This is a genomic window from Paraburkholderia sp. J7 (assembly GCF_905220155.1).
Taxonomy (GTDB): domain Bacteria; phylum Pseudomonadota; class Gammaproteobacteria; order Burkholderiales; family Burkholderiaceae; genus Paraburkholderia.
Map to the genome: position 1 here is coordinate 126,167 of NZ_CAJMYZ010000004.1, position 25,425 is coordinate 151,591.

Here is a 25,425-nt window from a genome sequence, read left to right on the forward strand (position 1 = left end):
TGAAAAAAATGATGGAACGCATAGCCCAAACCCCTTGAAATCGCCGTAACGGCACTTATTTGGGCAGCAGTTCCGTATTGAAGTGGACGCCAGCCGCGCACAAGGGAAAACGCGGCTCGAGCATGCAGTTACCTGCGCAGCGCGAAAGCGGCGTCCGCACAGCGATCAAAATCTGGAGATTTGAGAAAAATGGGCAAAATCATCGGTATCGACCTCGGCACCACCAACTCGTGCGTGGCGCTGATGGAAGGCAATCAGGTCAAGGTGATCGAGAACTCGGAAGGCGCTCGTACGACGCCGTCGATCATCGCCTACATGGACGACAACGAAGTGCTGGTCGGCGCGCCGGCCAAGCGCCAGTCGGTCACCAACCCGCGCAACACGCTGTACGCAGTCAAGCGCCTGATCGGCCGCCGCTTCGAAGAGAAGGAAGTGCAGAAGGACATCGGCCTGATGCCCTACAAGATCGTCAAGCACGACAACGGCGACGCATGGGTCGAAGCGCATGGCTCGAAGCTCGCGCCGTCGCAGGTTTCGGCTGAAGTGCTGCGCAAGATGAAGAAGACCGCTGAAGACTACCTCGGCGAGCCGGTCACCGAAGCCGTGATCACGGTTCCCGCGTACTTCAACGACAGCCAGCGTCAGGCAACCAAGGACGCAGGCCGTATCGCCGGTCTGGAAGTCAAGCGCATCATCAACGAACCGACGGCAGCCGCGCTCGCGTTCGGTCTGGACAAGGCCGAAAAGGGCGACCGCAAGATCGCCGTGTTCGACCTCGGCGGCGGTACGTTCGACATCTCGATCATCGAAATCGCGGACGTTGACGGCGAAATGCAGTTCGAAGTGCTCTCGACCAACGGCGACACGTTCCTCGGCGGCGAAGATTTCGACCAGCGCATCATCGATTACATCATCGGTGAGTTCAAGAAGGAGCAGGGCGTCGATCTGTCGAAGGACGTGCTCGCGCTGCAACGCCTGAAGGAAGCCGCTGAAAAGGCCAAGATCGAACTGTCGTCGGGCCAGCAGACCGAAATCAACCTGCCGTACATCACGGCGGACGCCTCGGGTCCGAAGCACTTGAACCTGAAGATCACGCGCGCCAAGCTGGAAGCGCTGGTCGAAGACCTGATCGAGCGCACCATCGAGCCGTGCCGTGTCGCGATCAAGGACGCAGGCGTGAAGGTCGGCGACATCGACGACGTGATTCTCGTCGGCGGCCAGACGCGTATGCCGAAGGTGCAGGAAAAGGTGAAGGAGTTCTTCGGCAAGGACCCGCGCCGTGACGTGAACCCGGACGAAGCTGTTGCAGTCGGTGCCGCGATTCAAGGCCAGGTGCTGTCGGGCGACCGCAAGGACGTGCTGCTTCTCGACGTCACCCCGCTCTCGCTCGGTATCGAGACGCTCGGCGGCGTGATGACGAAGATGATCAACAAGAACACCACGATTCCGACCAAGCACGCACAGGTGTACTCGACGGCGGACGACAGCCAGTCGGCCGTGACGATCAAGGTGTTCCAGGGCGAGCGCGAAATGGCAGCGGGCAACAAGCTGCTGGGCGAGTTCAACCTCGAAGGCATTCCGCCCGCACCGCGCGGCGTGCCGCAGATCGAAGTGAGCTTCGACATCGACGCGAACGGGATTCTGCACGTGGGCGCGAAGGACAAGGCGACCGGCAAGGAAAACCGCATCACCATCAAGGCGAACTCGGGTCTGTCGGAAGCCGAAATCGAGAAGATGGTGAAGGACGCCGAAGCGAACGCGGAAGAAGATCACCGTCTGCGTGAGCTGGCCGATGCGCGCAACCAGGGCGACGCACTGGTGCACAGCACGAAGAAGGCCGTGGCCGAGTACGGCGACAAGATCGACGCCTCCGAGAAGGAAAAGATCGAAGCCGCACTGAAGGATCTCGAAGAAACGCTGAAGAGCTCGTCGGCCGACAAGGCGACGATCGAGGCGAAGGTCGAGGCGCTGTCCACCGCTTCGCAAAAGCTCGGTGAAAAGATGTACGCCGACATGCAGGCGCAGCAAGCCGGCGCGGCCGGTGCAGCGGGTGCGGGTGCAGCAGGTGCCGGTGCAGCCGAACAAGGCGCGCAGAACAACGCCGACGACGTGGTCGACGCTGAGTTCAAGGAAGTCAAGAAGGACTAAGCCGGTTCGTGGCGGCCATGACCGTTTTGCCTGATCAGCGAACGGTCGTGGTGCTACGAAAGCGGCCGCATCGGTTACGATGCGTGTCAGCATTGCAGCGCCTGGCGAGCCATCTGGCTCTCCGGGCACATTTGTTTTATGGAGGCCGTTCTCTTTCAGGGGCCGCCGCGGCGTGAGACATGCCCGCGCGGATGTTCGAAGGAACGGCAAACGGGTCACGAGATCCAGCATTCAAGAGGAGCCGGCGCGCGCCGTGAAGCGCGAGGCCGGCGTTGAACCGATATGGCGAAACGGGATTACTACGAGGTTCTGGGCGTCGCGAAGAACGCGAGCGACGACGAAATCAAGAAGGCGTATCGCAAGCTCGCGATGAAGTACCACCCCGACCGCAATCCGGACAACAAGGATGCGGAAGAGCATTTCAAGGAGGCCAAAGAGGCCTATGAAATGCTGTCGGACTCGCAAAAGCGCGCGGCTTACGACCAGTACGGCCACGCCGGTGTCGATCCCAACATGGGCGGCGCTGGCGCGCAGGGCTTCGGCGGTTTCGCGGACGCTTTCGGCGACATCTTCGGCGATATCTTCGGCCAGGCCGCAGGCGGCGCCCGCGGCGGCCAGCGCGGCGGCCCGCAGGTGTATCGCGGCGCGGATCTGCGCTACAGCATGGAAATCACGCTGGAGCAGGCGGCGCACGGCTACGAGACGCAAATTCGCGTACCGGGTTGGAGCGGCTGTGAAGTCTGTCACGGCTCGGGCGCGAAGCCCGGCACGAAGCCCGAAACCTGCCCGACCTGCCACGGTTCGGGTTCGGTGCGCATGTCGCAGGGCTTCTTCAGCATTCAGCAGACCTGCCCGAAGTGCCACGGCACGGGTTCCTACATTCCTGAACCGTGCACGAACTGTCACGGCGCGGGCAAGGTGAAGGAAACCAAGACGCTCGAAGTGAAGATTCCGGCGGGCATCGACGACGGCATGCGCATTCGCTCGGCCGGCAACGGCGAGCCAGGCATCAATGGCGGGCCGTCGGGCGATCTGTACGTCGAGATTCACATCAAGCAGCACGCGGTGTTCGAGCGCGACGGCGACGACCTCCACTGCCAGATGCCGATTCCGTTCTCCACGGCGGCGCTCGGCGGCGAGATCGAAGTGCCGACGCTGGCGGGCCGCGCGACCTTCACGGTGCCCGAAGGCACGCAGTCGGGCAAGACGTTCCGTCTGCGCGGCAAGGGCATCAAGGGCCTGCGTTCGAGCATTGCCGGCGATCTGTATGTGCACGTCCAGGTGGAAACGCCGGTCAAGCTCACCGATCACCAGCGCGAATTGCTCAAGCAGTTCGAAAAGTCGCTCGTGGAAGGCGGTTCGCGCCACAGCCCGCAAAGCAAGAGCTGGTTCGACCGCGTGAAGAGCTTCTTCGACTGATGCGCTTTTCCGGCGTCACCATGCAGTAACAGGTAATGAGCAGGTAGTTAGCGCAATGGCAGTCAATCCTGGCGGCGCGGCGGGTGCCGCAATTTTCGCGCTGCTCGACGACGGCGACTCGACTGCGGACAACCGCTCGAGCCGCCTCTACACGGGGTTCGTGCGCGAGCTTGCCTGCGAGCGCGCCGCGGATCTCGACGCCGTGTGTTCGCAGGTGAATGCCGAACTGAGCGCGGGACTTCATGCGCTCGTGATCGGCGACTACGAGTTCGGGCGCACGCTCGAATTCGCGAAACGAGACACAGCTTCATCCATCGAAACGCAGCACGGCCACGCCGCGCTGCGTTTTTTATTGTTCGAACGGTGCGAAAAGCGCTCGCGCGACGAGGCCGATGCGTGGCTCGCGGTGCAAGAGGGCAATGAAGCACCCGCGCCGGCAGGCGTGGCGGGCGTGACGATCGGTGTCGATCGCGAGCGCTTCGAGCAGGACATCGCCGCCGTGCAGGACGCCTTGCGCGCGGGCGACTCGTATCAGATCAACTACACATATCGGCTCGGCTTCGAGGCGTATGGTTCGCCGCTCGCGCTTTACCGCCGCTTGCGCGAGCGTCAGCGTGTGCGTTACGGCGCGCTGATCGCGTTGCCGGGCGATCGTTGGGTGCTCTCGTGTTCGCCGGAGCTATTCGTGGAGAAGCGCGGCGAAACGTTGCGCGCGAAACCCATGAAGGGCACGGCCGCGCGTAGCACCGATGCGCAGCAAGACGCCGCCGCCGCGCGTTTTCTCGCGAGCGATCCGAAGAACCGCGCTGAAAACGTGATGATCGTTGACTTGCTGCGCAACGACCTCTCGCGCGTCGCGCAAACAGGCTCGGTGCGCGTGCCGGCGCTCTTCAGCGTGGAGCCGTACGCTTCGGTCTGGCAGATGACCTCGACGGTGGAAGCGACGCTGCGCGAAGGCACGACATTCGCCGACGCCATGCGCGCGCTCTTTCCGTGCGGGTCGATCACGGGTGCGCCCAAGCATCGGACGATGGAGCTGATCGAAGCACTCGAGCATGCGCCGCGCGGGCTGTACACGGGCACGATAGGCTGGCTCGAAGCGCCGGCGGCAGACGAGACTTGCGGCGACTTTTGCCTCTCGGTCGTGATCCGCACGTTGATACTCGATGCGCCTTCCAGGGGCGCAGGAGGCGCGCGGCGTGGCGAAATGGGTGTAGGCGCGGGCATCGTGCTCGACAGCGTGGCCGCCGACGAATACGAGGAGTGCGGCTTGAAAGCCCGTTTTCTGACCGATGCCGATCCGGGCATCGAATGCTTCGAAACAATGTATGCGACGCGTGCTGGCGGCGTGCGCCACGTGGAGCGCCATCTCGCGCGGCTCGCGGCGAGTGCTGCGTGGCTCGGTTTCCCATGCGACGTGGAACCCATGCGCGCGCGCATCGACGAAACTTGCGCCACGTTTGCAGACGATCACGCGCCGCACCGTATGCGCCTCGCGCTCGGCAAGAGCGGGGCGGCCACGCTGACGAGCGCGCCGCTCGCCGCGCTCGCGCTCGCGCACGATACCGTGGGCGTGCTGCTCGCGCCCGACCACGGTTTTGCGCCGATCGAATCCGCCGACGCGCTGTTGCTGCGCAAGACCACACGCCGCGCCGAATTCGATCGCGCATGGCGCGAGGCCGAAGCGCTGGGCGGCTTCGACATGCTGTTCTTCAACGAGCGCGGCGAGCTGACCGAAGGCGGCCGTTCGAACGTCTTCGTGAAGCTGAACGGCAAGTGGTTCACGCCGCCGCTCGCCTCGGGCGTGCTGCCAGGCGTGATGCGCGGCGTGCTGCTCGACGACGAAGCGTTCGGCGCACAAGAGCGCGTGCTTACGCGCGACGATGTGCTCAACGCCGAAGCCTTGATGCTGACGAACGCGCTGCGTGGCGCAGTGCCGGCGCGATTGATGCGATGAAGCGGCCGTAGAACGCACCATATAAAAAAGCGCGCTCAATCTGGAGCGCGCTTTTTTTCTGCGAAGCAAAATCGCCGGATCAGAACACGTGTTCCGGGCCAGGGAACGTGCCTTCCTTTACCGCCTGCACGTACGCACGCACAGCCGATTCGATATCGGGCTGACCCGACATGAAATCCTTCACGAAGCGCGGCCGCTTGCCGGGGAAAATGCCGAGCATGTCGTGCAGCACCAGCACCTGGCCCGAGCAGTCCACGCCCGCGCCAATGCCGATCGTCGGAATGCGCACCTGCTTCGTGACTTCCGCGCCGAGCGCCGCGGGCACGGCCTCGATCACCACGAGTTGAGCGCCCGCGTCCTGGAGCGCGAGTGCGTCGCGAATCAGCTGGGTGGCGGCCGCGTCGCTCTTGCCCTGCACCTTGAAGCCGCCGAATGCATGGACCGACTGGGGCGTAAGGCCGATGTGCGCGCACACGGGCACGGCGCGCTCCACGAGCATCTTCACCGTGGGCGCGAGCCACTCGCCGCCCTCGATCTTCACCATCTGCGCACCGGCGCGCATGAGTTTCACCGAGTTCGCGAACGCGTCTTCGGGCGTGCCGAAGGTGCCGAACGGCAGATCCGCGACGATCAGCGCCTTGGTTTGCACACGCGCCACACACGCCGTGTGATACGCGATGTCATCGATGGTGACGGGCAGCGTCGTGCTGTGGCCCTGGAGCACGTTGCCGAGCGAGTCGCCGATCAGCACCGTATCGACGCCCGCGCGGTCGCACAGCGCCGAGAAGCTCGCGTCGTAGCAGGTCAGCATGGCGATGCGCTCGCCGGCGTCGCGCATGGCCTGGAGTTTGGGCACGGTGACCGCGCTGCGGCTCGTTTCCTGCAGGTAAGTCATGGGGAAATCCGTTGGGAAAGGGAAAAACGGGGAGGGGCTGCGCCGCTCGTTCGATCGATCGAGTCGATCGAGCCGTTGAAACTGCTATAGCGACGTGCCCTTGACGAAGGATTCCTTACGGCCGCGCATCGTCTCGATACGTTCGGCAACGAGCGCGAGGTCCGCATCGGAATCGAGCAGATCCAGATGTTCCGCGCCGACGGTGAGCACCGGCGCATGATCGTAATGATAGAAAAAATCGTTGTAGCTGTCGCAGAGCGCACGCAGGAAGGCGCTCGAGATAGGCAGCTCGCGCGGTGTCGCCCGCTTCTGGATGCGCGCGTAGAGCGCCTCGGGGCTCGCCTGCAGATAGACCACGAGGTCGGGTGCAGGCGCGGACGAAGTCAAACGCGAGGCGAGCGCGCGGTACAGCGGCAGTTCGTCTTCGGCGAGCGTGAGTCGTGCGAAGAGGTCGTTGCGTTCAGCGAGGAAGTTCGTCACGAGCGGCGCGTTCGTTGCCCGGCGCATGGCCACTTCGCGCGACAGCTGCTCGCGCTGCAAGGCGATATGCAACTGCGCGGCGAGCGCATGCGACGATGGCGCCGTGTCGCGATAGACGCGTTCCAGAAACGGATTGTCTGCGTTCGATTCGAAGAGGGTCTGCATCGACCAGCGTTCGGCGAGGCGCGTGGCGAGCGTGGTCTTGCCCGCGCCGATCGGCCCTTCGATGACGATGTACTGGAGCGCCGCGGGCCGCGTGGCGCGCGCGCTGACGACGGGCAGGGGGGGCGTGCTCATCGGCAGTTGCCGGCGGGCGGTGTGTCCGGCGCGGGCGCTGTGCCCATGCACTGGCACAGTGGCTTGACCTTCTCGATGCGCTGGTCGGCCACGGCGGCGAGAAACGCGCTGGCAGGCCCCAGGCCCGGAATCACGAGTTCGGGGTCGATCTCGACGAGCGGCACGAGTGCGAATGCGCGGCCCGTCATGCGCGGATGCGGCACGACAAGGTCGGTTTCGTCGATGGAGGCGTTGCCGTAAATCAGGATGTCGATGTCGAGCGTGCGGGGCGCGTTGCGAAAGGGACGCTCCCGGCCGAAGTGATGCTCCACGCGCTGGCAAAGCGCGAGCAGCGCGTGAACGTCGAGACTCGTCTCGATCTTCACGACGCAGTTGTAATAGTCGTCGCCGCCCGCGTCGATGGGCGCGGTGCGGTACAGACTCGATTTGGCGACGACGGTGAGGGTGTGCTGTTGTGCGAGGCACACCACCGCGTCTTTGAGGGTTTGGCGCGCATCCCCCAGATTCGCGCCAATTCCCAGCCAGGCAACCGTCATGGCTTCACTTCCTGCGACTTTTGTTGCTGTTCGACACATGTGCATCGCGGCTTGCCGCGACGCCGCACGGCGTCAGTCCTCATGCGGACCGGTGTGGCCGTCATAGTCTGCACTGCTGGCTTCCTGCTCGTCACCGCCTGCGTCGGCTTCCGACGCAGCACCTTCACCCGTTCTGCGGCTCTTCGCGCCGCCGCGGCGGCGGCGCTTGCGCGGCGAGCGCTCCTTGCCGCCCTGCGAGAGCAGCGCCTCGCGCGCGGCGATGTCGCCGGAAATGAAGTCGGTCCACCATTGGCCGATTTCGGCGTCCAGTTCGCCCGATTCGCAGCGCAGCAGGAGGAAATCATACCCTGCTCTAAATCTTTGGTGTTCCAGCAGCTTGAGCGCGCCGCGGCCACGCTTTTCAAGGCGCAGCTGCAGGCCCCAGATCTCGCGCATGTCCGACGAGAAGCGGCGATGGATCGCGAGCTTCTCTGTTTGCGCGTCGATCACGTCGTCCATCGCGCGATGCAGCGCCGGCACCGGGATTTCGCCCGCAGCCGTGTACTGTTGCCAGCGCTGCTGCACGTCGTGCCAAAGCAGCGTGGCGAACAGGAAGCCCGGCGACACCGGCTTGCCCGCGCGCACGCGCGCGTCGGTGTTCGAGAGCGCGAGCGTGATGAAACGCTCGCCCTGCGGCTGCTCGAGAATTACGTCGAGGAGCGGCAGGAGGCCGTGGTGCAGCCCTTCCTTGCGCAGCCACCGCAGGCACTCGAGCGCGTGGCCCGAGAGCAGCAGCTTGAGCATCTCGTCGAACAGACGCGCCGCCGGCACGTTGTTGATGAGGTCCGCGAGTTTCGTGATCGGCTCGCGCGTGTGCTCCTCGATCTCGAAGCCGAGCTTTGCCGCGAAACGCACCACGCGCATCATGCGCACCGGGTCTTCGCGGTAACGCGTGGCCGGGTCGCCGATCATGCGCAACAGGCGCGCGCGCATGTCGGCCATCCCGTTGTGATAGTCGAGCACCGTCTGCGTGGCCGGGTCGTAGTACATCGCGTTGATCGTGAAGTCGCGGCGCGTGGCGTCTTCGTGCTGCTCGCCCCAGACGTTGTCGCGCAGCACACGGCCGCTCGCATCAACGGCGTGGGTCTTGCGGTCGAGCTCGTCGCGGCGCATGCGCTTCGCGGGCGCCGGAGCGGGCGCGGCATCGGCGGGCGGGGCGTCCACCAGCGCGCGGAACGTCGAGACCTCGATGATTTCCTGGCCGAACTGCACGTGCACGATCTGGAAGCGCCGGCCGATGATGCGCGCGCGGCGGAACAGCTTCTGCACCTGGTCGGGCGTGGCGTCGGTGGCCACGTCGAAGTCCTTCGGCGCGACGCCGAGCAGCAGGTCGCGCACCGCGCCGCCCACGATGAACGCCCGGAAGCCCGCTTGCTGCAGGCCTTCGGTCACGCGCACGGCGTTGCGCGAGATGAGCGCGGGGTTGATGCCGTGGACATCGGCGGAAAGGATGACGGGCGTGGCCGGATCGGGCGCGCCTTTGCTGCCGCGCGGCTTCGACGTCTTCTGCGCGCTGGCCGGTTTGCGGCGCGCGCGGGTGGTGCCGGCAGCGGCGGCCGCGCCTTCATGCGAGGCCGTGTGCGGATCGGCGGCGGGGGCTTCGGTGTCTTGCGCCGCTTCGGCGTCGTCCTGGCCGAACAGCTTGCGGATGAGTTTCTTGATCACTGGGCTTGGAACAAATCGAGGATGCGCCAGCCCGCTTGTTGCGCGTGAGCGCGCAGGGTGTCGTCGGGGTTGGTGGCGATCGGGTCGGTGACTTTTTCGAGCAGCGGGATGTCGTTGTGCGAGTCGCTATAGAAGTAGCTGTGCTCGAAGTCCGACCAGCTTTTGCCAAGCGAGGCGAGCCACGCTTCGACGCGCACGATCTTGCCTTCGCGATAGCTCGGCGTGCCGGTCGGGCGGCCGGTGAAGGCCGATGCCGGATGGCCGTCGACGGTTTCGACTTCGCACGCAATCAGCTTGTCCACGCCGAACACCTCGGCGATGGGCGCCGTGATGAATTCGTTGGTGGCCGTGACCACGCAGCAGAGATCGCCCGCTTCCTTGTGCTTTTTCACGAGTTCGACCGCGCTCGGCAGGATGGTCGGCTTGATCACCTCGTGCATGTACTGGTCGTGCCATTGCTTCAACTGCGCGCGAGAATATTTCGCGAGCGGCGTGAGCATGGCGACGAGGTACGCGTGGATGTCGAGCTTGCCGGCCTTGTAGTCGGCATAGAAGCGGTCGTTTTGCTCCGCAAAGCGCTCGCCGTCGACAATGCCGAGCTTCACCATGAAGCGGCCCCATTCGTGGTCGCTGTCGGTGGGGATCAGGGTGTGATCGAGGTCAAAAAGTGCAAGGTTAGCCATGGGCGCTCATTTTACTTGAAGCGGGGGACGCCGTTGCCGCCGCCGACGGGCGGCGTCGGCGCGGCGGGGTCCGCGGGGGATTCGGGTGCGGGAGGCGTCTCGCTTGCGGCGGACGATTCGCTGTCTTGCGCGTGGGACGGATCGGGCGTTGCCGATGACGATGCCGGCGCTTGGCCGCTGTTCTCGGCAGTGTTCGCGGCGCCTGCAGCGGTCCCGCCCGGCGCATCGAGATCGCCGCGCAGCTCGCCGGTCATTTCGTTGCTCACGTCGGCTTCGACTTCGCCCTTGAGGTCCGTGCCCAACTCCTTGTGGACGACGTGACGGTATTTGGCCCCTAATTCGCCTTCGACGTTGTCGGTCGGTTTGTCGAAGGGCACGGGCGCCGGTGCGCGTGCCTGCAGGGCTGGTGCTTTCGGCGCTTCGTAGGGCTGGGCGTTGTCGTCGGGCTCCGCCGCGGGCGAGGGCGGCGCGGTCGGCGCATCGAGACCGGCGAGTTGCGCCTGCGCCGCGATGTCGTCATCCGGAGCCGCGTCGCGTTCGTCTGCTTCGTCCGCTTGCGCCGCTTCGTTTGTTTGCGCCGGGTCTTCACCGGGAAGCGCATCGTCCGTCGCCGGCGTGCTCGCTACGCTCACGAGATCCCCCACGCCGTTGGCGAGCATCGTGCGCAAGAGCGGCAGCGTCACGGCGCGCTTCTGTTCGAGCGAGAAGCGGTCGAGCGCGTCGAGCAAGCCCATGAGGCTCGGCATGTCGCGCCGGAAGTGCGTGAGCAGGTAGGCGGGCACGTCGTCGGCGAGCGCAATGCCGCGCTCGCGTGCGGCGAGCTTGAGGATCGCCGCCTTGCCTTCGTCGGAGAGCGGCACGAGGTGGAACACGAGGCCCCAGCCGAGGCGCGTGCGCAGGTCCTCGCGCACGGCGAGACCCATGGGCGGCGCGTTGCCCGTCGCGACGAGCGCGCAGCTCGGGTAGGAGCGCACCTCGTTGAACAGGTTGAAGAGCGCGATCTGCTGCGCGCCCGAGAGCGAATCGCAGTCGTCCACCGCGTAGATCGTCACGCGCGGATCGAACGTGAACGCGGCCAGCGCGCTTTGCGGGCCCAGATAGCGCACGTGGCCCGGCGGTGCCTCGTCGGCGAGCGCGTGCAGCAGATGGCTGCGCCCGTTGCCCGGTTCGCCCCAGACGTAAAACGTGCGATCGGCGACCGGGCCCGCCGTGAGCGCCGCGTCCAGACCGCGCAGGCGCGCGACCAGCTCGGCGTTGGCGCCGATATGGAAGTTGTCGAAGGTCGATGGCGGCGGGGTGCCGAGATCGAGCGTTAACTGTCGCTGCACGGTGTGTCTGGACGGAATCGGTTCTAGTAAAGCGTGCTCTCGCGAGAACTGCGCTGAGATCTGCGGAGATCACTGAGCCGCGAGCGCCGCAGCACGTGGCCGAGGGCGAGCGCGATCCCGGTCCAGATTGCGGCCCGACGCGGGTACTGCGCGAAATACAGTGTGTTCTGCGGCAAAACTCGGTTTCCGGTGGTGGGGCGTCAAGCGAGGCGCGTTCCAAATCTCGCTCCACCCGCGGCGGCGGGGCGCCGTCAATCGGTTAAAATCGCATTTTACCGACCTTCTGGCGCTTCCCCATGAATCAACCGAAATCCGGCCCCGCTAATCAGCCCCAAGGCCTCTCTTACGCCGACGCGGGCGTGGACATGGTCGCGGGTGACGCGCTCGTCGACCGCATCAAGCCCTTTGCGAAGAAGACCCTGCGCGAAGGCGTGATGGGCGGCATCGGCGGTTTCGGCGCGCTCTTCGAAGTGCCGAAGAAGTACAAGGAGCCCGTGCTCGTCTCGGGCACCGACGGCGTGGGCACCAAGCTGCGCCTCGCATTTCATCTGAACAAACACGACACGGTCGGCCAGGATCTCGTCGCGATGAGCGTGAACGACATCCTCGTGCAGGGCGCCGAGCCGCTGTTCTTCCTCGACTACTTTGCCTGCGGCAAGCTGGATGTCGATACGGCGGCCACCGTCGTGAAGGGCATCGCGCAAGGCTGCGAGCTGTCGGGCTGCGCGCTGATCGGCGGTGAAACGGCCGAAATGCCGGGCATGTACCCCGACGGCGAATACGACCTGGCCGGTTTCGCGGTGGGCGCGGTCGAAAAGAGCAAGATCATCGACGGCAGCACGATCGTCCCGGGCGACGTGGTGCTCGGTCTCGCTTCGAGCGGCATCCACTCGAACGGCTTCTCGCTCGTGCGCAAGATCATCGAGCGCGCGCAGCCGGACCTCGCCGCCGACTTCGACGGCCGCTCGCTCGCCGACGCGCTGATGGCCCCCACGCGCATCTACGTGAAGCCGCTGCTCAAGCTGATGGAAACCATCACCGTGAAGGGCATGGCGCACATCACGGGCGGCGGCCTCGTCGAGAACATTCCGCGCGTGCTGCGCGAAGGCCTCACGGCCGAGCTGGATCACGCGGCATGGCCGCTGCCGCCGCTCTTCACGTGGCTGCAACAGCACGGCGGCGTGGCCGATGCGGAAATGCACCGCGTGTTCAACTGCGGCATCGGCATGGCCGTGATCGTGGCCGCGGATCAAGCCGATGCGGCGCTCGCGCTGCTGGCTGCTGCGGGCGAGCAAGTGTGGAAGATCGGCATGGTGCGCGAAAGCAAGGAAGGCGAAGCGCAGACCGTGGTGATCTAAGCTTCACGCGTTGCCGCGCAAAAAAATGCCCGCCATCGATGGCGGGCATTTTTCTTTTGGGCGTGACGCCCGGCGTTACAGCACCGTGCGCACGTGCCAAAGCTCGGGGAACAGCACGACGTCGAGCATCTTGCGCAGATACGGCGCGCCGTTCGTGCCGCCCGTGCCCTGCTTGAAGCCGATGATGCGCTCGACCGTCGTCACGTGGCGAAAGCGCCATTGACGGAACGCGTCTTCGAGATCGACGAGTTCTTCGGCCATCTCGTACAAATCCCAGTACTCCGAAGGATTGCGATACACCTCGAGCCATGCGGCCTCGACCGTGGCGTCGTGTTCGGTCGGCCGCGACCAGTCACGGTTCAGGCGCTCGGGTGCGATGGCAAAGCCGCGGCGCGCGAGCAGGCGAATCACTTCGTCGTAGAACGAGGGCGCTTCGAGCGTCGCTTTGACCTGCTCGAAAATCTCGCCCCGATGCTCGTGCGGCTTGAGCATCTGCGCGTTCTTGTTGCCGAGCAGGAATTCGATCTGCCGGTACTGGTACGACTGGAAGCCCGACGACGCGCCCAGGTACGGCCGCATGGCCGTGTACTCGGAGGGCGTGAGCGTCGAGAGGACGTTCCACGCCTGCACGAGCTGCTCCATGATGCGCGAGACGCGCGCAAGCTGCTTGAACGCGGGCGGCAGCGCGTCGCGATGCACGTTGGCGAGCGCCGCGCGCAGCTCGTAGAGCGCGAGCTTCATCCACAGCTCGCTCGTTTGATGCTGCACGATGAACAGCATCTCGTTGTGGTCGGGCGAGAGCGGGTGCTGCGCGTTGAGCACGGCGTCGAGCGCGAGGTAGTCGCCGTAGCTCATCGACTTCGAGAAGTCGAGCTGCGCGTCGTGCCAGCCTTCGCCTTGTTCGGCATTTACGGGCGCCGGCGGCGTGGCTGCGCCGTGTCCGAACGGGCAGCCGCCGCGTGCGGCTGCGGTGGTTGCACCCGCGGTTTCACCGGCGTCGGGCATGCCTGGGACTTGCATGTGATCGTTCATCTGCCGCTCCTCAGGTCACTGCGCCGCGTTCGGCGAATTCGGGCTTGCGCCAGGCCTCGGTCGCGAGCACGTCGCGCAGCGTTTCCACGGCGTCCCACACATCGACGTAACGCAGATACAGCGGCGTGAAGCCGAAGCGCAGCACGCGCGGTTCGCGATAGTCGCCGATCACGCCGCGCGCGATCAACGCCTGCATCACCTCGTAGCCGTGCGGATGCTCGAAGCTCACGTGCGAGCCGCGCTGCGCATGAGCGCGCGGCGTGACGAGCGTGAGGCCGTATTCCTTGCAGCGCGTCTCGACCAGTTCGATGAAGAGGTCCGTGAGCGCAAGCGACTTGCGGCGAATGGCCTGCATGTCGGTTTGCAGGAACACGTCGAGACCGCATTCGACGAGCGCCATCGAAATGATCGGCTGCGTGCCGCAGAGGTAGCGGGCGATGCCGTCGTCGGGGCGGTACACGGGGTTCATCTCGAACGGCGACTTATGCCCCCACCAGCCCGAAAGCGGCTGCGAGAACGCGCTCTGGTGGCGCTTGGGCACCCACACGAAGCCTGGCGAGCCGGGGCCGCCGTTCAGGTACTTGTAGGTGCAGCCCACGGCGTAGTCGGCGTTCGCGCCGTTCAGGTCGACGGGCACGGCGCCCGCCGAATGCGCGAGATCCCACAGAGCGAGCGCGCCTTGTGCGTGAATATGCTCGGTGAGCACGCGCATGTCGTGCATCTCGCCCGTGCGGTAGTTCACGTGCGTGATCATCGCCACCGCCACGTCTTCGCGGATGGCGGCGCGCAACTCGGAAGGATCATCGACGAGGCGCAGTTCATAGCCGCGGTCAAGCTGCTCGATGAGCCCTTGCGCGATGTACAGGTCGCTCGGAAAGTTCGAGCGCTCCGAGACGATCACGCGGCGCTTCGGGTCGCGCGCGTTCTGCACGCGCAGCGCGGCGGAAAGCGCCTTGAAGAGATTGATCGAGATGGTATCGGTGACGACGACTTCGTCTTCGGCCGCGCCGATCAGCTTGGCGAGCTTGTTGCCGAGGCGCTTGGGCATGGCGAACCAGCCCGCCGTGTTCCAGCTGCGGATGAGGCCTTCGCCCCATTCGCCGCCGATCACGGCCTGCGCGCGCGCGGCCGAGGCCGAGGGCGGCACGCCGAGCGAGTTGCCGTCGAGATAGATGGTGCCGGCCGCGAGCGTGAATTGCTCGCGCAGGGCGGCGAGCGGATCGGCGCGATCGGCTGCCAGGGCTTCGTTGCGGTCGTTCATGTCTGCGTTTCGTGATGTGGCGGGTTTAGCGGGGATTGGGTCGGCGGCGGCTCAAGGCAACGCGCGCAGCACGGCGCGCACGGGGCTTGCGTCGAGCGTCGCAAACTTCAGCGGCAGTGCGATCAGTTCGTAGTCGCCGGGCGTGACGTCGTCGAGCACGATGCCTTCGAGGATCGCCATGCCATGCGCGCGGATGCGGTGATGCGCGTCCATCGTCTTCGATTCCTGCGGGTCGAGCGAAGGCGTGTCGATGCCGATGAGACGCACGCCGTGCGCGGCCAGCAGATCGATCGTTTCCGGCGCGACGGCGCAAAACTTGCTGTCCCAGTGGTCCTGCGGCGCGCGCGCATAGGTGCGCAGCAGCACGCGCGGCGGGATGCCGGGCAGCGCGCCTTCCACGTGCTCGGGCAGCACGAGGGGCGCTGCGCCCACGCAATGAATCACGCGGCACGCGCCGATATATGTGTCGAGCGGCACTTCGCCGATCGGCGCGCCTTCGGCGTCGTAGTGCAGCGGGGCGTCGGTGTGCGCGCCGGTGTGCGGCGACAGCGTCACGCGCGCGACGTTGACCGGCGAGCCCGCCTCCATGCGCCATACGCGCTCGACGCTCACGGGCGTATCGCCAGGCCAGACGGGCGTTGCAGGGTGAATCTGCGGGGAAATGTCTTTGATCTGCGTCATGTCGGTGACGATGTCTCTCCTGATGCTTCGAATGATAGGCAACTCGTCGCGAAATGTGCTTGCGAAAAAAACGCCGCAAACTCCCGTTGTTGGCACATAATTTGTCTTAAGACGGGAATGGAGACCAAATATGAACGCAATCTCGCTTGATGCTACCGATTGCCGTATTCTCGCCGTGCTACAGAACGAGGGGCGGATCAGCAATCTCGACCTTGCGGAGCGCATTTCGCTCTCGCCATCGGCATGCCTGCGCCGTTTGCGGCTGCTCGAGGAGCAGGGCGTGGTGGAGCGTTACCGCGCGAGTCTGAACCGGGAGATTCTCGGCTTCGAGATGGAGGCTTTCGTGCAGGTGTCGATGCGCAACGACCAGGAGAGCTGGCACGAGCGTTTCGTCACGGCGCTGCGCGACTGGCCGGAGGTGGTGGGGGCGTATGTCGTGACGGGCGAGACGCACTATCTGCTGCGCGTGCTCGCGCACAACCTCAAGCACTACTCGGACTTCGTGCTTAACAAGCTGTACAAGGCGCCGGGTGTGATGGACATACGCTCGAACATCGTGCTCACGACGCTCAAGGTGGAAGTGGGCGTGCCGGTGGACCTGATCGCGCAGCGCGAGCCCAAGAGCGCGCCGGCGTAACTGGCAGGGCGCCAATAAGGCGCACTCGGCGCCTTATCGGATATCTCAGAGTGACTGGAGCCGGTGGAACGCACCGCCGTGGAACACGAGCGGCGAAGCGTCGGTGCCGTCCTCGCGCACGCCGCAGCGTTCCACTTCTCCGACGAAAATCACGTGGTCGCCTTCGTCGTAGCGGCTGCGGTTGTGGCACTCGAACCACGCGATCGCGCCGTCCAGCACGGGCATGCCGGTGTCGCTGGCCGCGTGCGAGACGCCCTCGAACCGGTCGCCCTTCACGGTCGCAAAGCGCTTGCACAGGTCGAGCTGCGACGCGGCAAGCACATTGATCACATAATGGCTGTTCGAGCGGAACACCGGCATGGAAGCCGAGCGCGTGGCGAGACTCCACAGCACGAGCGGCGGATTGAGCGAGACCGAGTTGAACGAGCTGGCCGTGATGCCAATGAGCGTGCCGTCGGGCGCGCGCGTCGTGATTACGGTCACGCCGGTGGCGAACTGGCCAAGCGCGCGGCGAAATGCGCCGTCGTCGAAGTTGGGCGGGCTGGCGCGGCGGGTCATCGGGGCAGGCCTTCACGGGCCGCGCGCGCGGCGGCGGGAGCAGAAATCGGGATCAACGTCATGTGGAAATTCGGCGAATTGTCACAATTTTAGCGGAAGCGGCGGATGGCGGGTCGCGCGGGGCACCGCGCGGTGGTGTCCGAGGTGAGGCCCGTAACCGCGTCCGCAATCACGATCAAAGGAGCGAACAGCATGAGTCAGACAGTCGAAACGGCCACCCTGGGCGGCGGATGCTTCTGGTGCCTGGAAGCGGTGTACCTGCGTGTGGAGGGCGTCAATGCCGTGGAGTCGGGCTACGCGGGCGGCCACGCGGCGAACCCGAGCTACGAGCAGGTCTGCGACGGCGAGACCGGTCACGCCGAGGTCGTGAAGGTGGACTTCGATTCCGCGAAGATCAGCTATCGTGAGATTCTCGACATCTTTTTCGCGATTCACGATCCCACGCAGCTGAACCGCCAGGGCAACGACGTGGGCACGCAATACCGCTCGGTGATCTTCACGCACTCCGAGGCGCAGCGCGAAACGGCCGAGCAGGCGATTCGCGAACTGGCCGCCGAGGGCGTGTACGACGGCAAGATCGTGACCCAGGTGCTGCCGCTCGACGGCAACTATTTCCCCGCCGAGGCGTACCACCAGAACTACTTCGCGCAACACCCGAACCAGGGCTATTGCTCGTTCGTGGTCGCGCCGAAGGTCGCGAAATTCCGCCAGAAGTTCGCGCACCGGCTCAAGCCGGAATAAGCGCGAGCTGGCGCGCGAGGTTTCGATACCGAGGTTTCGATGCCGCGCGCGTCAGTTTTCGTTTTGTTCTTCTTCCTGCACGCCGGGCGATGCGTCGTCCGGCGTCGCGTCGTGCGCGGCTTCCGGCGCCATTTCCCCGCGTAAGCGTTCCATCTCTTCCGCAATCGCCCGCGCGAGCTTCGCGCACGTGAGCGGTGCCGATCCTTCCGCCTTGTTGTTCGTCGTGATCAGCACGGGCTGGCCCGCCATCGCGTAGCGTGCAGCGAGTTCCGCGAGCGTAACGCGCGTGTGCGGGTCTTCGTCCACCAGCTTGTCGAACGGCTCGTAGCGCGCCTTCGCCTGTTCGTACTTGAAGCCGCTATGCAGGCTCCAGCGCACGATCAGCGGGCCGGCCGGCGCTTCGCCGTCCATCAGCGCGAGCGCTGCGGCCTGGCGCAGCGGGTCCGGCATGCGGGCGTGCAAGCCCACGCAGTAGCGCACACCCGCGGCGCGCAGCGTGCGCACGAAGCGCGGCGTGAGCAGGATCGCGTCGCGAATCTCGACGGCGTAGCAGGGACCGTCGCCGGCTGCGCAGGGCTCGGGTGGTTTGGGCAGGGGCGGCAGCGCGGCGAGGAAGGCGGTCAGCCGTTCGACGAACACCGCCGGGTCGGCCAGCAGCTGATCAGGCAGCGGCGGGAACTGGAATACGAGCGCGCCTGCCTTGCAGCCAAGCCCTGCGAGGCACGGCTCGACGAATTCGCGCACAGCCAGCTCCGCATTGAGAAAGCACGGGTTCGCCGAGACGGGCTCGCCACGTTCGCCGCGCACACTGGCGTCGGTGACGAGCGCCGGCGCCTTGACGATGAAGCGGAAGTGGTCCGGCACCTGCTGTGCGTAGCGCAGGTAATCGGTGACGGTGAGCGGCGCGTAAAACGAGCGGTCGATGCTGACCGAGCGCAGCAGCGGATGCGCGCCGTAGGCCGAGAGGCCGTCGCGGGCGAGCTTGGACTGGCTGTAGTCCTCGCCGTAGACAATGCCGCGCCAGCCGGGAAACGACCACGACGAGGTGCCGAGCCGCACGCTCGCAGGCAGCGCGGCGGCGACGTCGAGCGTGTCTTGCGTGGCCACGGCGGGCAGCACGCCGCGGCCGCGGCGCTTGGGGGCGTCGCTGCTGGGCGCAGGCTTCTTCGGTGATTTAGGGCGCGGCTCGCCTTCATCGCGCGCTTCGACTGCGGCGTCGTCGTCGTGCGTGGCGCGGGCGGGGCGCTGGCTCGCGGATTTCGCGGCGGGCTTTGGCGCAGGCACCGGCGCCGAAAAGCCGAACAAGTCGGGTTGCGGCTCGGCGCGGGCTTCGGCTTTCGGCGTGTTGTGGCGTGCGACCGGGCGCGCAGCCGGGCGTGCGGCGTCGAGTCCGGGTTCGTTGGCCGACCCAATCTTCATGTCGCCAAACAGGTCGTGGCCGTCGTCGCGATCGTTCATGCAGTGGCGTCTTGATGGCGGTCGTGGGGCGAAGCCGCCTGAGTCGGGCGCAACTGCGGGGACAGTCGATGCGCCGGCGGCGCGGCGAACCGCGCCGCCGCCCGCGTCAGAGCGGCTTCTCGTACATATACCGGCGCGACCACGGCAGCGTTGTCGCGCTGCGGCCGGCCTTGCGGCAGACGATCTGGAAGATCGACACGTCGTCGTGCTCGAACGCGTACGCGCAACCCGCCAGATAAACGCGCCAGATGCGGAACTTCTCGTCGTCGACGAGCCGTTTCGCTTCCTCGGCGCGCGCCTCGAAATTCTCCGCCCACAAATCGAGCGTGTGCGCATAGTGACGGCGCAGGCTCTCCACGTCAACCGCTTCGAGGCCGCCGCGCTGCGCCGCTTCGAGCGCGAGGCCGATGTGCGGCAGCTCGCCGTCGGGGAATACGTAGCGGTCGATGAACTCGCCGCCGCCGAGCGCCGTTTCGCCCGAGTCGGCGTCCGACGAAGTAATGCCGTGATTCATGGCGACGCCGTCGTCGGCGAGCAGGTCGTGGACCTTGCGGAAATAGCCCGGCAGATTCTTGCGCCCGACGTGCTCGAACATCCCCACGCTCGTGATGCGGTCGAACTGGCCCTGCACGTCGCGATAGTCCTGCAGCCGGATCTCGATGCGCTTTTCCAGACCCGCGGCCTTCACGCGCGCGGTGGCGAGATCGAACTGGTTCTGCGAGAGCGTTACGCCCACGCAGCGCGCGCCGAACTTCTGCGCCGCGCGCAGCACGAGCGCGCCCCATCCGCAGCCGATATCGAGCAGTGTCTGACCTTCCTGTACCTGGATCTTCGTGAGGATGTGGTCGATTTTCTTGAGCTGGGCGGTCGCGAGGTCTTCATCGCCGTTCTCGAAGTAGGCGCACGAATAGACCATGTTCTCGTCGAGCCAGAGCTTGTAGAACTCGTTCGAGACGTCGTAGTGGTACTGGATGGCCTGTTTGTCCGTGGACTTCGAATGCGTGAAATAGCGGCGCACGCGCGCGAGCTTGCCGGCGCTCGTGACGGTGTTGCGCGCGAGCGAGTAGCTGATGTTGATGATGTCGGCGAGCTTGCCTTCGATGTCGATCTTGCCCTTCACGTAGGCCTCGCCGAGATTGTCGAGGCTCGGCGTGAGCAGCAGCGGCAGCGCCGACGCGCTATTGACCTTGAGTGTGACCCGAGGCGCGGTGAAGTGCCCGAAGTCGTATTGCTGCCCGCTCCAGAGCACGAGGCGGGCGGGCAGGTCGGCCTTGCTGCGCACTTCTTCTGCCCAGTGTGCGAGTTTTTTCTCCCAGAACATGCGTTTCTCTCCCTGTCAGATGAACGATTGAGGCCCAATGACAAAAGCGAATTGCGATGCTTGATGTATGGCGGCAGCGAGGGACTGAACGGCGCGAAGCTAAAGCGGTGAGACGAAAACAAGGTGGGCGCGGCGCGAGTGCAGCACGCCGCGCACATGAGATCAGGGGGCGAGGCGCTCGATCGTCCACGGAGCACTCGCGCGCTCACGCGTGTAGCGGATACGGTCGTGCAGCCGCGACGGCCGGCCCTGCCAGAACTCGATCGCTTCCGGCACGAGCCGGTAGCCGCCCCAATGCGGCGGGCGCGGCGGCGCGTCGCCGTACTGCGCGACGATTTCGCGCTCGCGTGCTTCGAGCGTCTCGCGGTTCGCGATCACCGCGCTCTGCTCCGAGGCCCACGCGCCAATGCGCGAGCCAAGCGGGCGCGAGTTGAAGTAGGCGTCGCTTTCCTCGGCGCTCGTGAGTTCGACCTTGCCCTCGATGCGCACCTGGCGCTCCAGCTCGATCCAGTGAAAGAGCAGCGCCGCATGTGGATTCGCGCTCAGTTCGTGGCCCTTGCGGCTCTCGTAGTTCGTGAAGAACACGAAGCCGCGCTCGTCCACGCCCTTGATGAGCAGGATGCGGGCGGCCGGGCGGCCTTGCGCGTCGACGGTGGCGACCGTCATGGCGTTGGGCTCGGGCAGCTTCGCGTCGAGCGCCTGGGCGAACCAGGTCTGGAACTGGCGGATCGGATCGGGATCGACGTCGGCGGCGTCGAGCGAGCCAAGCGAGTAGGTCTTGCGGAGATCGGCGAGGGATGTCATTTTTTATGCAAACGCTTCAAAGCGGACGAGTCTATCGAACAGGTGGGCAAGCAAGGGGCACACGGCCTCGTTTGGCGCGATCAGGCAAAATACGGGTCTTGCGAGGACCGCGACAGCAGCGTGTGACCGGTCCGAGGTCCGCTTACGATTGCCTACCGTCATGTCCAGTACCCCGATTTCCCCTGCCGCCGGCTCCGTCGATCTTACCGCGAGCCCTGCCGACGATGTTGCAGACCGCGCCCGCCGATTCGGCGGAATCGCGCGGCTTTATGGCGCACCCGCGCTCGACGCGTTCGAGCGCGCCCACGTTGCCGTGATCGGCATTGGCGGCGTAGGCTCGTGGGCCGCCGAGGCGCTCGCGCGCAGCGCGATCGGCAAGCTCACGCTGATCGACCTCGACAACGTGGCCGAGAGCAACACCAACCGCCAGATCCACGCGCTCGACGGCAACTACGGCAAGCCGAAGGTCGAGGCCATGGCCGAGCGCATCAAGCTCATCGACCCGGCCTGCGACGTGCGTCTCGTCGAGGATTTCGTCGAGCCGTCGAACTTCGCCGAGCTGCTGGGCGGCGGCTTCGACTACGTGATCGACGCCATCGACAGCGTGCGCACCAAGACCGCGCTGATCGCCTGGTGCGTCGAACACCGCGTGCCGCTCATCACGGTGGGCGGCGCGGGCGGGCAGCTCGACCCCACGCGTATTCGCATCGACGATCTCGCGCTCACGATCCAGGACCCGCTGCTCTCCAAGGTGCGCGGCCAGTTGCGCAAGCAGCACGGTTTCCCGCGCGGTCCGAAGGCGAAGTTCAAGGTGAGCGCCGTGTATTCGGACGAACCGCTCATCTATCCCGAGGCGGCCGTGTGCGACGTCGACGCCGAGGCCGAGCACGTCACTACGTCGCCGGGGCATCACGGTCCGGTGGGGCTGAACTGCGCGGGCTTCGGCTCGAGCGTGTGCGTGACGGCGAGCTTTGGCTTTGCAGCGGCTTCGTACGTGCTGCGAACGTTGGCCCATCGCGCGATGAAGGGCTGATACGCGCCGCCTGAGCCGGTGCAATGCGGCGACGAAAAAAAACGCACGGCCCATAGAAGGCCGTGCGTTTTGCTTTTCAGGCGCTGCGTCGTGCGCCCTGCGCGAGATCAGTTCAGCGTTGCGCTCAACTTGCGCCGCCACTCGCTCACGAGCTGCGGCTGATGCGCCGCGAGATCGAACACGGAAAGCATGGTCTTGCGGCCCGCGTCGTCGCGGAACGCGCGGTCGCGCTTCACGATCTCCAGCAGATGCTCGAGCGCGCCCGCGTACTTGCGCCGCGCGATCAGCGCATTCGCCAGATCGAAGCGCGCTTCGAGGTCGGCGGGGTTGGCGGCCACCTGGGCTTCGAGCGCGTCGGTGGGCGGCAGGTCGGCGGCGGCGTCGAGCGCGTCGAGGCGCGTCTTGAGCGCGTTGAAGCGCGCGTCGATGCCCTGCGTGGTCTTGGGCGAAAGCAGCTCGACTTCCTTTTGCGCTTCGTCGGCGCGGTTGTCGGCGAGCAGCATCTCGATCAGGTCCATGCGCACTTCGTCGTTGCCCGGATCGAACGCGAGCGCGGCCTGCAGCGCTTCATAGGCTTCGTCGCGGCGGCCTTCGGCCAGTGCTTCCTGCGCGGCGCGGCGCGCGGCGTCGGCGCCGTCGGGGATCAGGCCGTCGAGGAACTGGCGCAGCTGGCCTTCGGGCAGCACGCCCACGAACTGATCGACCGCCTGGCGGTCGGCGAACGCCACAACGTGCGGAATGCTGCGCACGCCGAAATGCGCGGCCAGCTCCTGGTTTTCGTCGACGTTCACCTTCACGAGCTTCCATTTGCCCGCGTAGTCGGCCTCGAGCTTTTCGAGCATCGGGCCGAGGCTCTTGCAAGGGCCGCACCAGGGCGCCCAGAAGTCGACCAGCACCGGCGCGAGCGCCGACGCTTCGATCACGTCTTTTTCGAAAGTGGCGAGAGTGGTGTCCATTGCATCCTCGTTGAGAAATCCGTTATGCCGCTAGTTGGGGACGAAACGTGCAGGTTTCAATCGTCCTCCGAACGCGGCGAGCCGTATTGAGCCTTAGCGGAGCCTCAGCGCGGCTTCTTTTCCGGCAGCGGAATCCATTCCGTTTCGCCGGGAACATGCCCCATTTCCTGGCGCGTCCATGCTTCTTTCGCGGCTTCGATCTTCTCGCGCGAGCTTGCGACGAAGTTCCATTCGATGAAGCGCTCGCCTTCGAGCTTTTCCCCGCCGAGCAGCATCACGCGGGCGCCATTCGTGCTCGAGAGCGTGACGGTTTCGCCCGGCACGAGTACGGCCATGCTGTGCTGTTCGAGCGGCGTGCCGTCGATCGCGAGATCGCCTTCCACGAGATAGACGCCGCGCTCTTCGTGCTCCGCGTCGAGCGCGATTGCGCTGCCCGGCGCGAAATCTGCGGCGACGTAAAGCGTGCCGGAGAAAGTCTCGACCGGCGCGGTCGCGCCGAACGCCGTGCCGGCGATCACGCGCATCGTCACGCCATTGCGCTCGATTTCGGGCAGCGTGGCGGCGGCGTGATGGAAGAACGATGGCTCGGTGTCTTCGTGATCGAGCGGCAGCGCCACCCAGGTCTGGATGCCGTGCATGGTGAGGCCGGTGGCGCGGTCCTCGTCGGGCGTGCGCTCGGAGTGGACGATGCCGCGCCCGGCCGTCATCCAGTTCACGTCGCCGGGCACGATCTTCTGGCTCGAACCGATGCTGTCGCGATGCATGAGCGCGCCGTCGAACAGGTAGGTGACCGTGGCGAGGCCGATATGCGGATGCGGGCGCACATCGACGCCCGAGCCCGGAGCGAGCGTGGCGGGGCCCATGTGGTCGAAGAAGATGAACGGGCCGACGAGGCGTGCGGCGAGCGCGGGCAGCACGCGCCGCACATAGAGATTGCCGATGTCGCGTTGATGAGGCTTGAGAACCGCTTTGATCGATGAGGACATGATGCTTCCTGGATGAGTCGTACGGTGCCCGTGTTGGGCCAGCGAGTGGGCGAAATCGGCGCGCGGGACAGGCCGCGCGCGAGGCTGGCGCTCATTCTAACGCCGGTGTTCCCGGCGTGCGGCTAACGCATGGGCGTGGCGCTGGCGGCACGGCGCGAGGGGGCGCGAGGCGGTAAGATCGCCGCTTCGAACAAAAGGTATGACGCAAAACAGGAGAAAGGGGATGTCGCCGAAGGACTTGTTGCTCGCGCTGGTGGTGGTGCTTGCGTGGGGCGTGAATTTCGTCGTGATCAAGGTGGGGCTGCACGGCGTGCCGCCGCTCCTGCTCGGCGCGCTGCGCTTCATGCTGGCGGCTTTTCCCGCCGTGCTGTTCGTGAAGCGCCCGCAAATGCCGCTGCGCTGGCTGCTGGCCTACGGCGCGACCATCTCGCTCGGTCAGTTCGCGTTTCTTTTCACCGCCATGTACGTGGGCATGCCCGCGGGCCTCGCTTCGGTCGTGCTGCAGGCGCAGGCGTTCTTCACGCTCGGCTTTGCGGCGGTCTTTCTGCGTGAGCGCTTTCACGCGCAGAACGTGGTCGGCTTGTTGATCGCCGCGGGCGGCCTCGCGCTGATCGGCGTGCAGTCGATGGCGGGCGGGGCGCAAGGCATGACCATCGCCGGTTTCGTGCTCACGCTGTGCGCGGCCTGCATGTGGGCGTTCGGCAATATCGTCACGAAGAAGGTGGGCAAGGTGGATCTCGTCGGCCTCGTGGTGTGGGCGAGCCTCGTGCCGCCGCTGCCGTTTCTCGCGCTCTCTTACTGGATGGAAGGTCCGCAGCGCATCGTGGCCGCGCTCTCGGGCATCGGCATGACTTCGGTGGGCGCGATCGTCTATCTCGCGTTCGTCGCGACGCTCATCGGCTATAGCCTCTGGAGCCGTCTGCTTTCGAAATACCCGGCAAGCCAGGTGGCGCCGTTTTCGCTGCTCGTGCCGATCGTCGGGCTCGCCTCGGCGTCGCTGCTGCTCGGCGAGCAGTTGACCACGGCCGAGATCGCCGGCGCCGTGCTCGTGATGGGTGGGCTCGCTGTGAACGTGTTCGGAGGCTGGGTCAAGCAGCGCATCGGGGCCGTGCGCTCGTAGTCTTCCCGCTGCAAATGAAAACGCCGCGCGAG

General features: G+C 65.8%; 22 protein-coding genes and 1 pseudogene. 8 read left to right on the top strand and 15 right to left on the bottom strand.

Annotated features, from left to right (window positions below; translation table 11 throughout):
- The first annotated feature begins 189 nt into the window (after window positions 1–189).
- The 3 genes from dnaK to pabB all read left to right on the top strand — a co-directional run bounded on the left by dnaK (window position 190) and on the right by pabB (window position 5,524).
- Complete coding sequence (dnaK, locus tag U5A58_RS08075) at window positions 190–2,148, top strand: molecular chaperone DnaK (RefSeq protein ID WP_321913109.1); 1,959 nt, start codon at window positions 190–192, stop codon at window positions 2,146–2,148.
- A 282-nt stretch (window positions 2,149–2,430) separates the two neighbouring features.
- Window positions 2,431–3,567 carry a molecular chaperone DnaJ gene (gene dnaJ, locus U5A58_RS08080; protein WP_321961039.1) on the top strand — a complete coding sequence of 379 codons (1,137 nt, stop codon included), beginning with the start codon at window positions 2,431–2,433 and terminating at the stop codon, window positions 3,565–3,567.
- 55 nt (window positions 3,568–3,622) lie between these two features.
- Entirely contained in the window at window positions 3,623–5,524 is a 1,902-nt protein-coding gene (gene pabB, locus U5A58_RS08085; RefSeq protein ID WP_321961040.1) for an aminodeoxychorismate synthase component I, read from the top strand.
- 79 nt (window positions 5,525–5,603) lie between these two features.
- On the opposite strand, the gene panB is transcribed toward pabB, so the two are convergent.
- The 6 genes and pseudogenes from panB to hda form a co-directional block, all read right to left on the bottom strand.
- Window positions 5,604–6,419 carry a 3-methyl-2-oxobutanoate hydroxymethyltransferase gene (panB, locus tag U5A58_RS08090; protein ID WP_321961041.1) on the bottom strand — a complete coding sequence of 272 codons (816 nt, stop codon included), beginning with the start codon at window positions 6,417–6,419 and terminating at the stop codon, window positions 5,604–5,606.
- Window positions 6,420–6,503: 84 nt separating this feature from the next.
- Window positions 6,504–7,196 (bottom strand): deoxynucleoside kinase, encoded by a 693-nt coding sequence (locus tag U5A58_RS08095; RefSeq protein WP_321961042.1) that lies wholly within the window; start codon window positions 7,194–7,196, stop codon window positions 6,504–6,506.
- Window positions 7,193–7,732, bottom strand: coding sequence for a 2-amino-4-hydroxy-6-hydroxymethyldihydropteridine diphosphokinase (folK, locus tag U5A58_RS08100; protein ID WP_321961043.1), 540 nt, complete (start codon window positions 7,730–7,732; stop codon window positions 7,193–7,195). Before folK ends, U5A58_RS08095 begins: the two co-directional genes overlap by 4 nt.
- A gap of 72 nt (window positions 7,733–7,804) precedes the next feature.
- A complete protein-coding gene (gene pcnB, locus U5A58_RS08105; RefSeq protein WP_321961044.1) occupies window positions 7,805–9,436 on the bottom strand; it encodes a polynucleotide adenylyltransferase PcnB in 1,632 nt (543 codons plus the stop codon).
- On the bottom strand, window positions 9,433–10,119 hold the full coding sequence (locus U5A58_RS08110) for an HAD family hydrolase (RefSeq protein ID WP_321961045.1): 687 nt from the start codon (window positions 10,117–10,119) through the stop codon (window positions 9,433–9,435). The genes pcnB and U5A58_RS08110 overlap by 4 nt, the downstream gene beginning before the upstream one ends.
- Before the next feature lie 587 nt (window positions 10,120–10,706).
- A pseudogene (hda, locus tag U5A58_RS08115) lies at window positions 10,707–11,447 on the bottom strand (DnaA regulatory inactivator Hda); the annotation flags it as partial.
- Between the two features lie 296 nt (window positions 11,448–11,743).
- Here hda and purM point away from each other — a divergent pair.
- Window positions 11,744–12,805 carry a phosphoribosylformylglycinamidine cyclo-ligase gene (gene purM / locus U5A58_RS08120; protein WP_321961046.1) on the top strand — a complete coding sequence of 354 codons (1,062 nt, stop codon included), beginning with the start codon at window positions 11,744–11,746 and terminating at the stop codon, window positions 12,803–12,805.
- Window positions 12,806–12,880: 75 nt separating this feature from the next.
- On the opposite strand, the gene kynA is transcribed toward purM, so the two are convergent.
- The 3 genes from kynA to kynB are packed head-to-tail and all read right to left on the bottom strand — an operon-like array spanning window position 12,881 to window position 15,779.
- Window positions 12,881–13,837 (bottom strand): tryptophan 2,3-dioxygenase, encoded by a 957-nt coding sequence (gene kynA, locus U5A58_RS08125; RefSeq protein ID WP_321961047.1) that lies wholly within the window; start codon window positions 13,835–13,837, stop codon window positions 12,881–12,883.
- Window positions 13,838–13,847: 10 nt separating this feature from the next.
- Window positions 13,848–15,098: a kynureninase gene (gene kynU / locus U5A58_RS08130; protein WP_321961048.1), complete on the bottom strand. Its 1,251-nt coding sequence runs from the start codon at window positions 15,096–15,098 to the stop codon at window positions 13,848–13,850.
- A gap of 51 nt (window positions 15,099–15,149) precedes the next feature.
- The gene (gene kynB / locus U5A58_RS08135; protein ID WP_321961049.1) at window positions 15,150–15,779 is read right to left on the bottom strand and encodes an arylformamidase; all 630 of its coding nucleotides are present in this window, start codon (window positions 15,777–15,779) and stop codon (window positions 15,150–15,152) included.
- 130 nt (window positions 15,780–15,909) lie between these two features.
- Here kynB and U5A58_RS08140 point away from each other — a divergent pair, with 130 nt between their 5' ends.
- Window positions 15,910–16,416 (top strand): Lrp/AsnC family transcriptional regulator, encoded by a 507-nt coding sequence (locus U5A58_RS08140; RefSeq protein WP_028202039.1) that lies wholly within the window; start codon window positions 15,910–15,912, stop codon window positions 16,414–16,416.
- 45 nt (window positions 16,417–16,461) lie between these two features.
- Here U5A58_RS08140 and U5A58_RS08145 read toward each other — a convergent pair whose 3' ends face one another.
- Complete coding sequence (locus U5A58_RS08145) at window positions 16,462–16,974, bottom strand: flavin reductase family protein (RefSeq protein ID WP_321913097.1); 513 nt, start codon at window positions 16,972–16,974, stop codon at window positions 16,462–16,464.
- Between the two features lie 192 nt (window positions 16,975–17,166).
- On the opposite strand from U5A58_RS08145, the gene msrA reads away from it, so the two are divergent.
- Window positions 17,167–17,715, top strand: a complete 549-nt coding sequence (gene msrA, locus U5A58_RS08150; RefSeq protein WP_321961050.1) for a peptide-methionine (S)-S-oxide reductase MsrA — start codon at window positions 17,167–17,169, stop codon at window positions 17,713–17,715.
- Window positions 17,716–17,766: 51 nt separating this feature from the next.
- On the opposite strand, the gene U5A58_RS08155 is transcribed toward msrA, so the two are convergent.
- The 3 genes from U5A58_RS08155 to pdxH all read right to left on the bottom strand — a co-directional run bounded on the left by U5A58_RS08155 (window position 17,767) and on the right by pdxH (window position 21,298).
- The gene (locus U5A58_RS08155; protein WP_321961051.1) at window positions 17,767–19,173 is read right to left on the bottom strand and encodes a DUF72 domain-containing protein; all 1,407 of its coding nucleotides are present in this window, start codon (window positions 19,171–19,173) and stop codon (window positions 17,767–17,769) included.
- A 106-nt stretch (window positions 19,174–19,279) separates the two neighbouring features.
- Window positions 19,280–20,494 (bottom strand): cyclopropane-fatty-acyl-phospholipid synthase family protein, encoded by a 1,215-nt coding sequence (locus tag U5A58_RS08160; protein ID WP_321961052.1) that lies wholly within the window; start codon window positions 20,492–20,494, stop codon window positions 19,280–19,282.
- A gap of 162 nt (window positions 20,495–20,656) precedes the next feature.
- On the bottom strand, window positions 20,657–21,298 hold the full coding sequence (pdxH, locus tag U5A58_RS08165) for a pyridoxamine 5'-phosphate oxidase (RefSeq protein ID WP_321961053.1): 642 nt from the start codon (window positions 21,296–21,298) through the stop codon (window positions 20,657–20,659).
- 160 nt (window positions 21,299–21,458) lie between these two features.
- Here pdxH and tcdA point away from each other — a divergent pair, with 160 nt between their 5' ends.
- Entirely contained in the window at window positions 21,459–22,331 is an 873-nt protein-coding gene (tcdA, locus tag U5A58_RS08170) for a tRNA cyclic N6-threonylcarbamoyladenosine(37) synthase TcdA (protein ID WP_321961054.1), read from the top strand.
- A 107-nt stretch (window positions 22,332–22,438) separates the two neighbouring features.
- Here the strand turns inward: tcdA and trxA are convergent, their stop codons facing one another.
- Together trxA and U5A58_RS08180 are read right to left on the bottom strand one after the other, a co-directional pair.
- Window positions 22,439–23,287 carry a thioredoxin gene (trxA, locus tag U5A58_RS08175; RefSeq protein ID WP_321934238.1) on the bottom strand — a complete coding sequence of 283 codons (849 nt, stop codon included), beginning with the start codon at window positions 23,285–23,287 and terminating at the stop codon, window positions 22,439–22,441.
- A gap of 104 nt (window positions 23,288–23,391) precedes the next feature.
- Entirely contained in the window at window positions 23,392–24,273 is an 882-nt protein-coding gene (locus U5A58_RS08180) for a pirin family protein (protein WP_321934237.1), read from the bottom strand.
- Between the two features lie 223 nt (window positions 24,274–24,496).
- Between U5A58_RS08180 and U5A58_RS08185 the strand changes: the two genes are divergently transcribed.
- Entirely contained in the window at window positions 24,497–25,393 is an 897-nt protein-coding gene (locus U5A58_RS08185) for an EamA family transporter (RefSeq protein WP_321961055.1), read from the top strand.
- Window positions 25,394–25,425 lie beyond the last annotated feature (32 nt).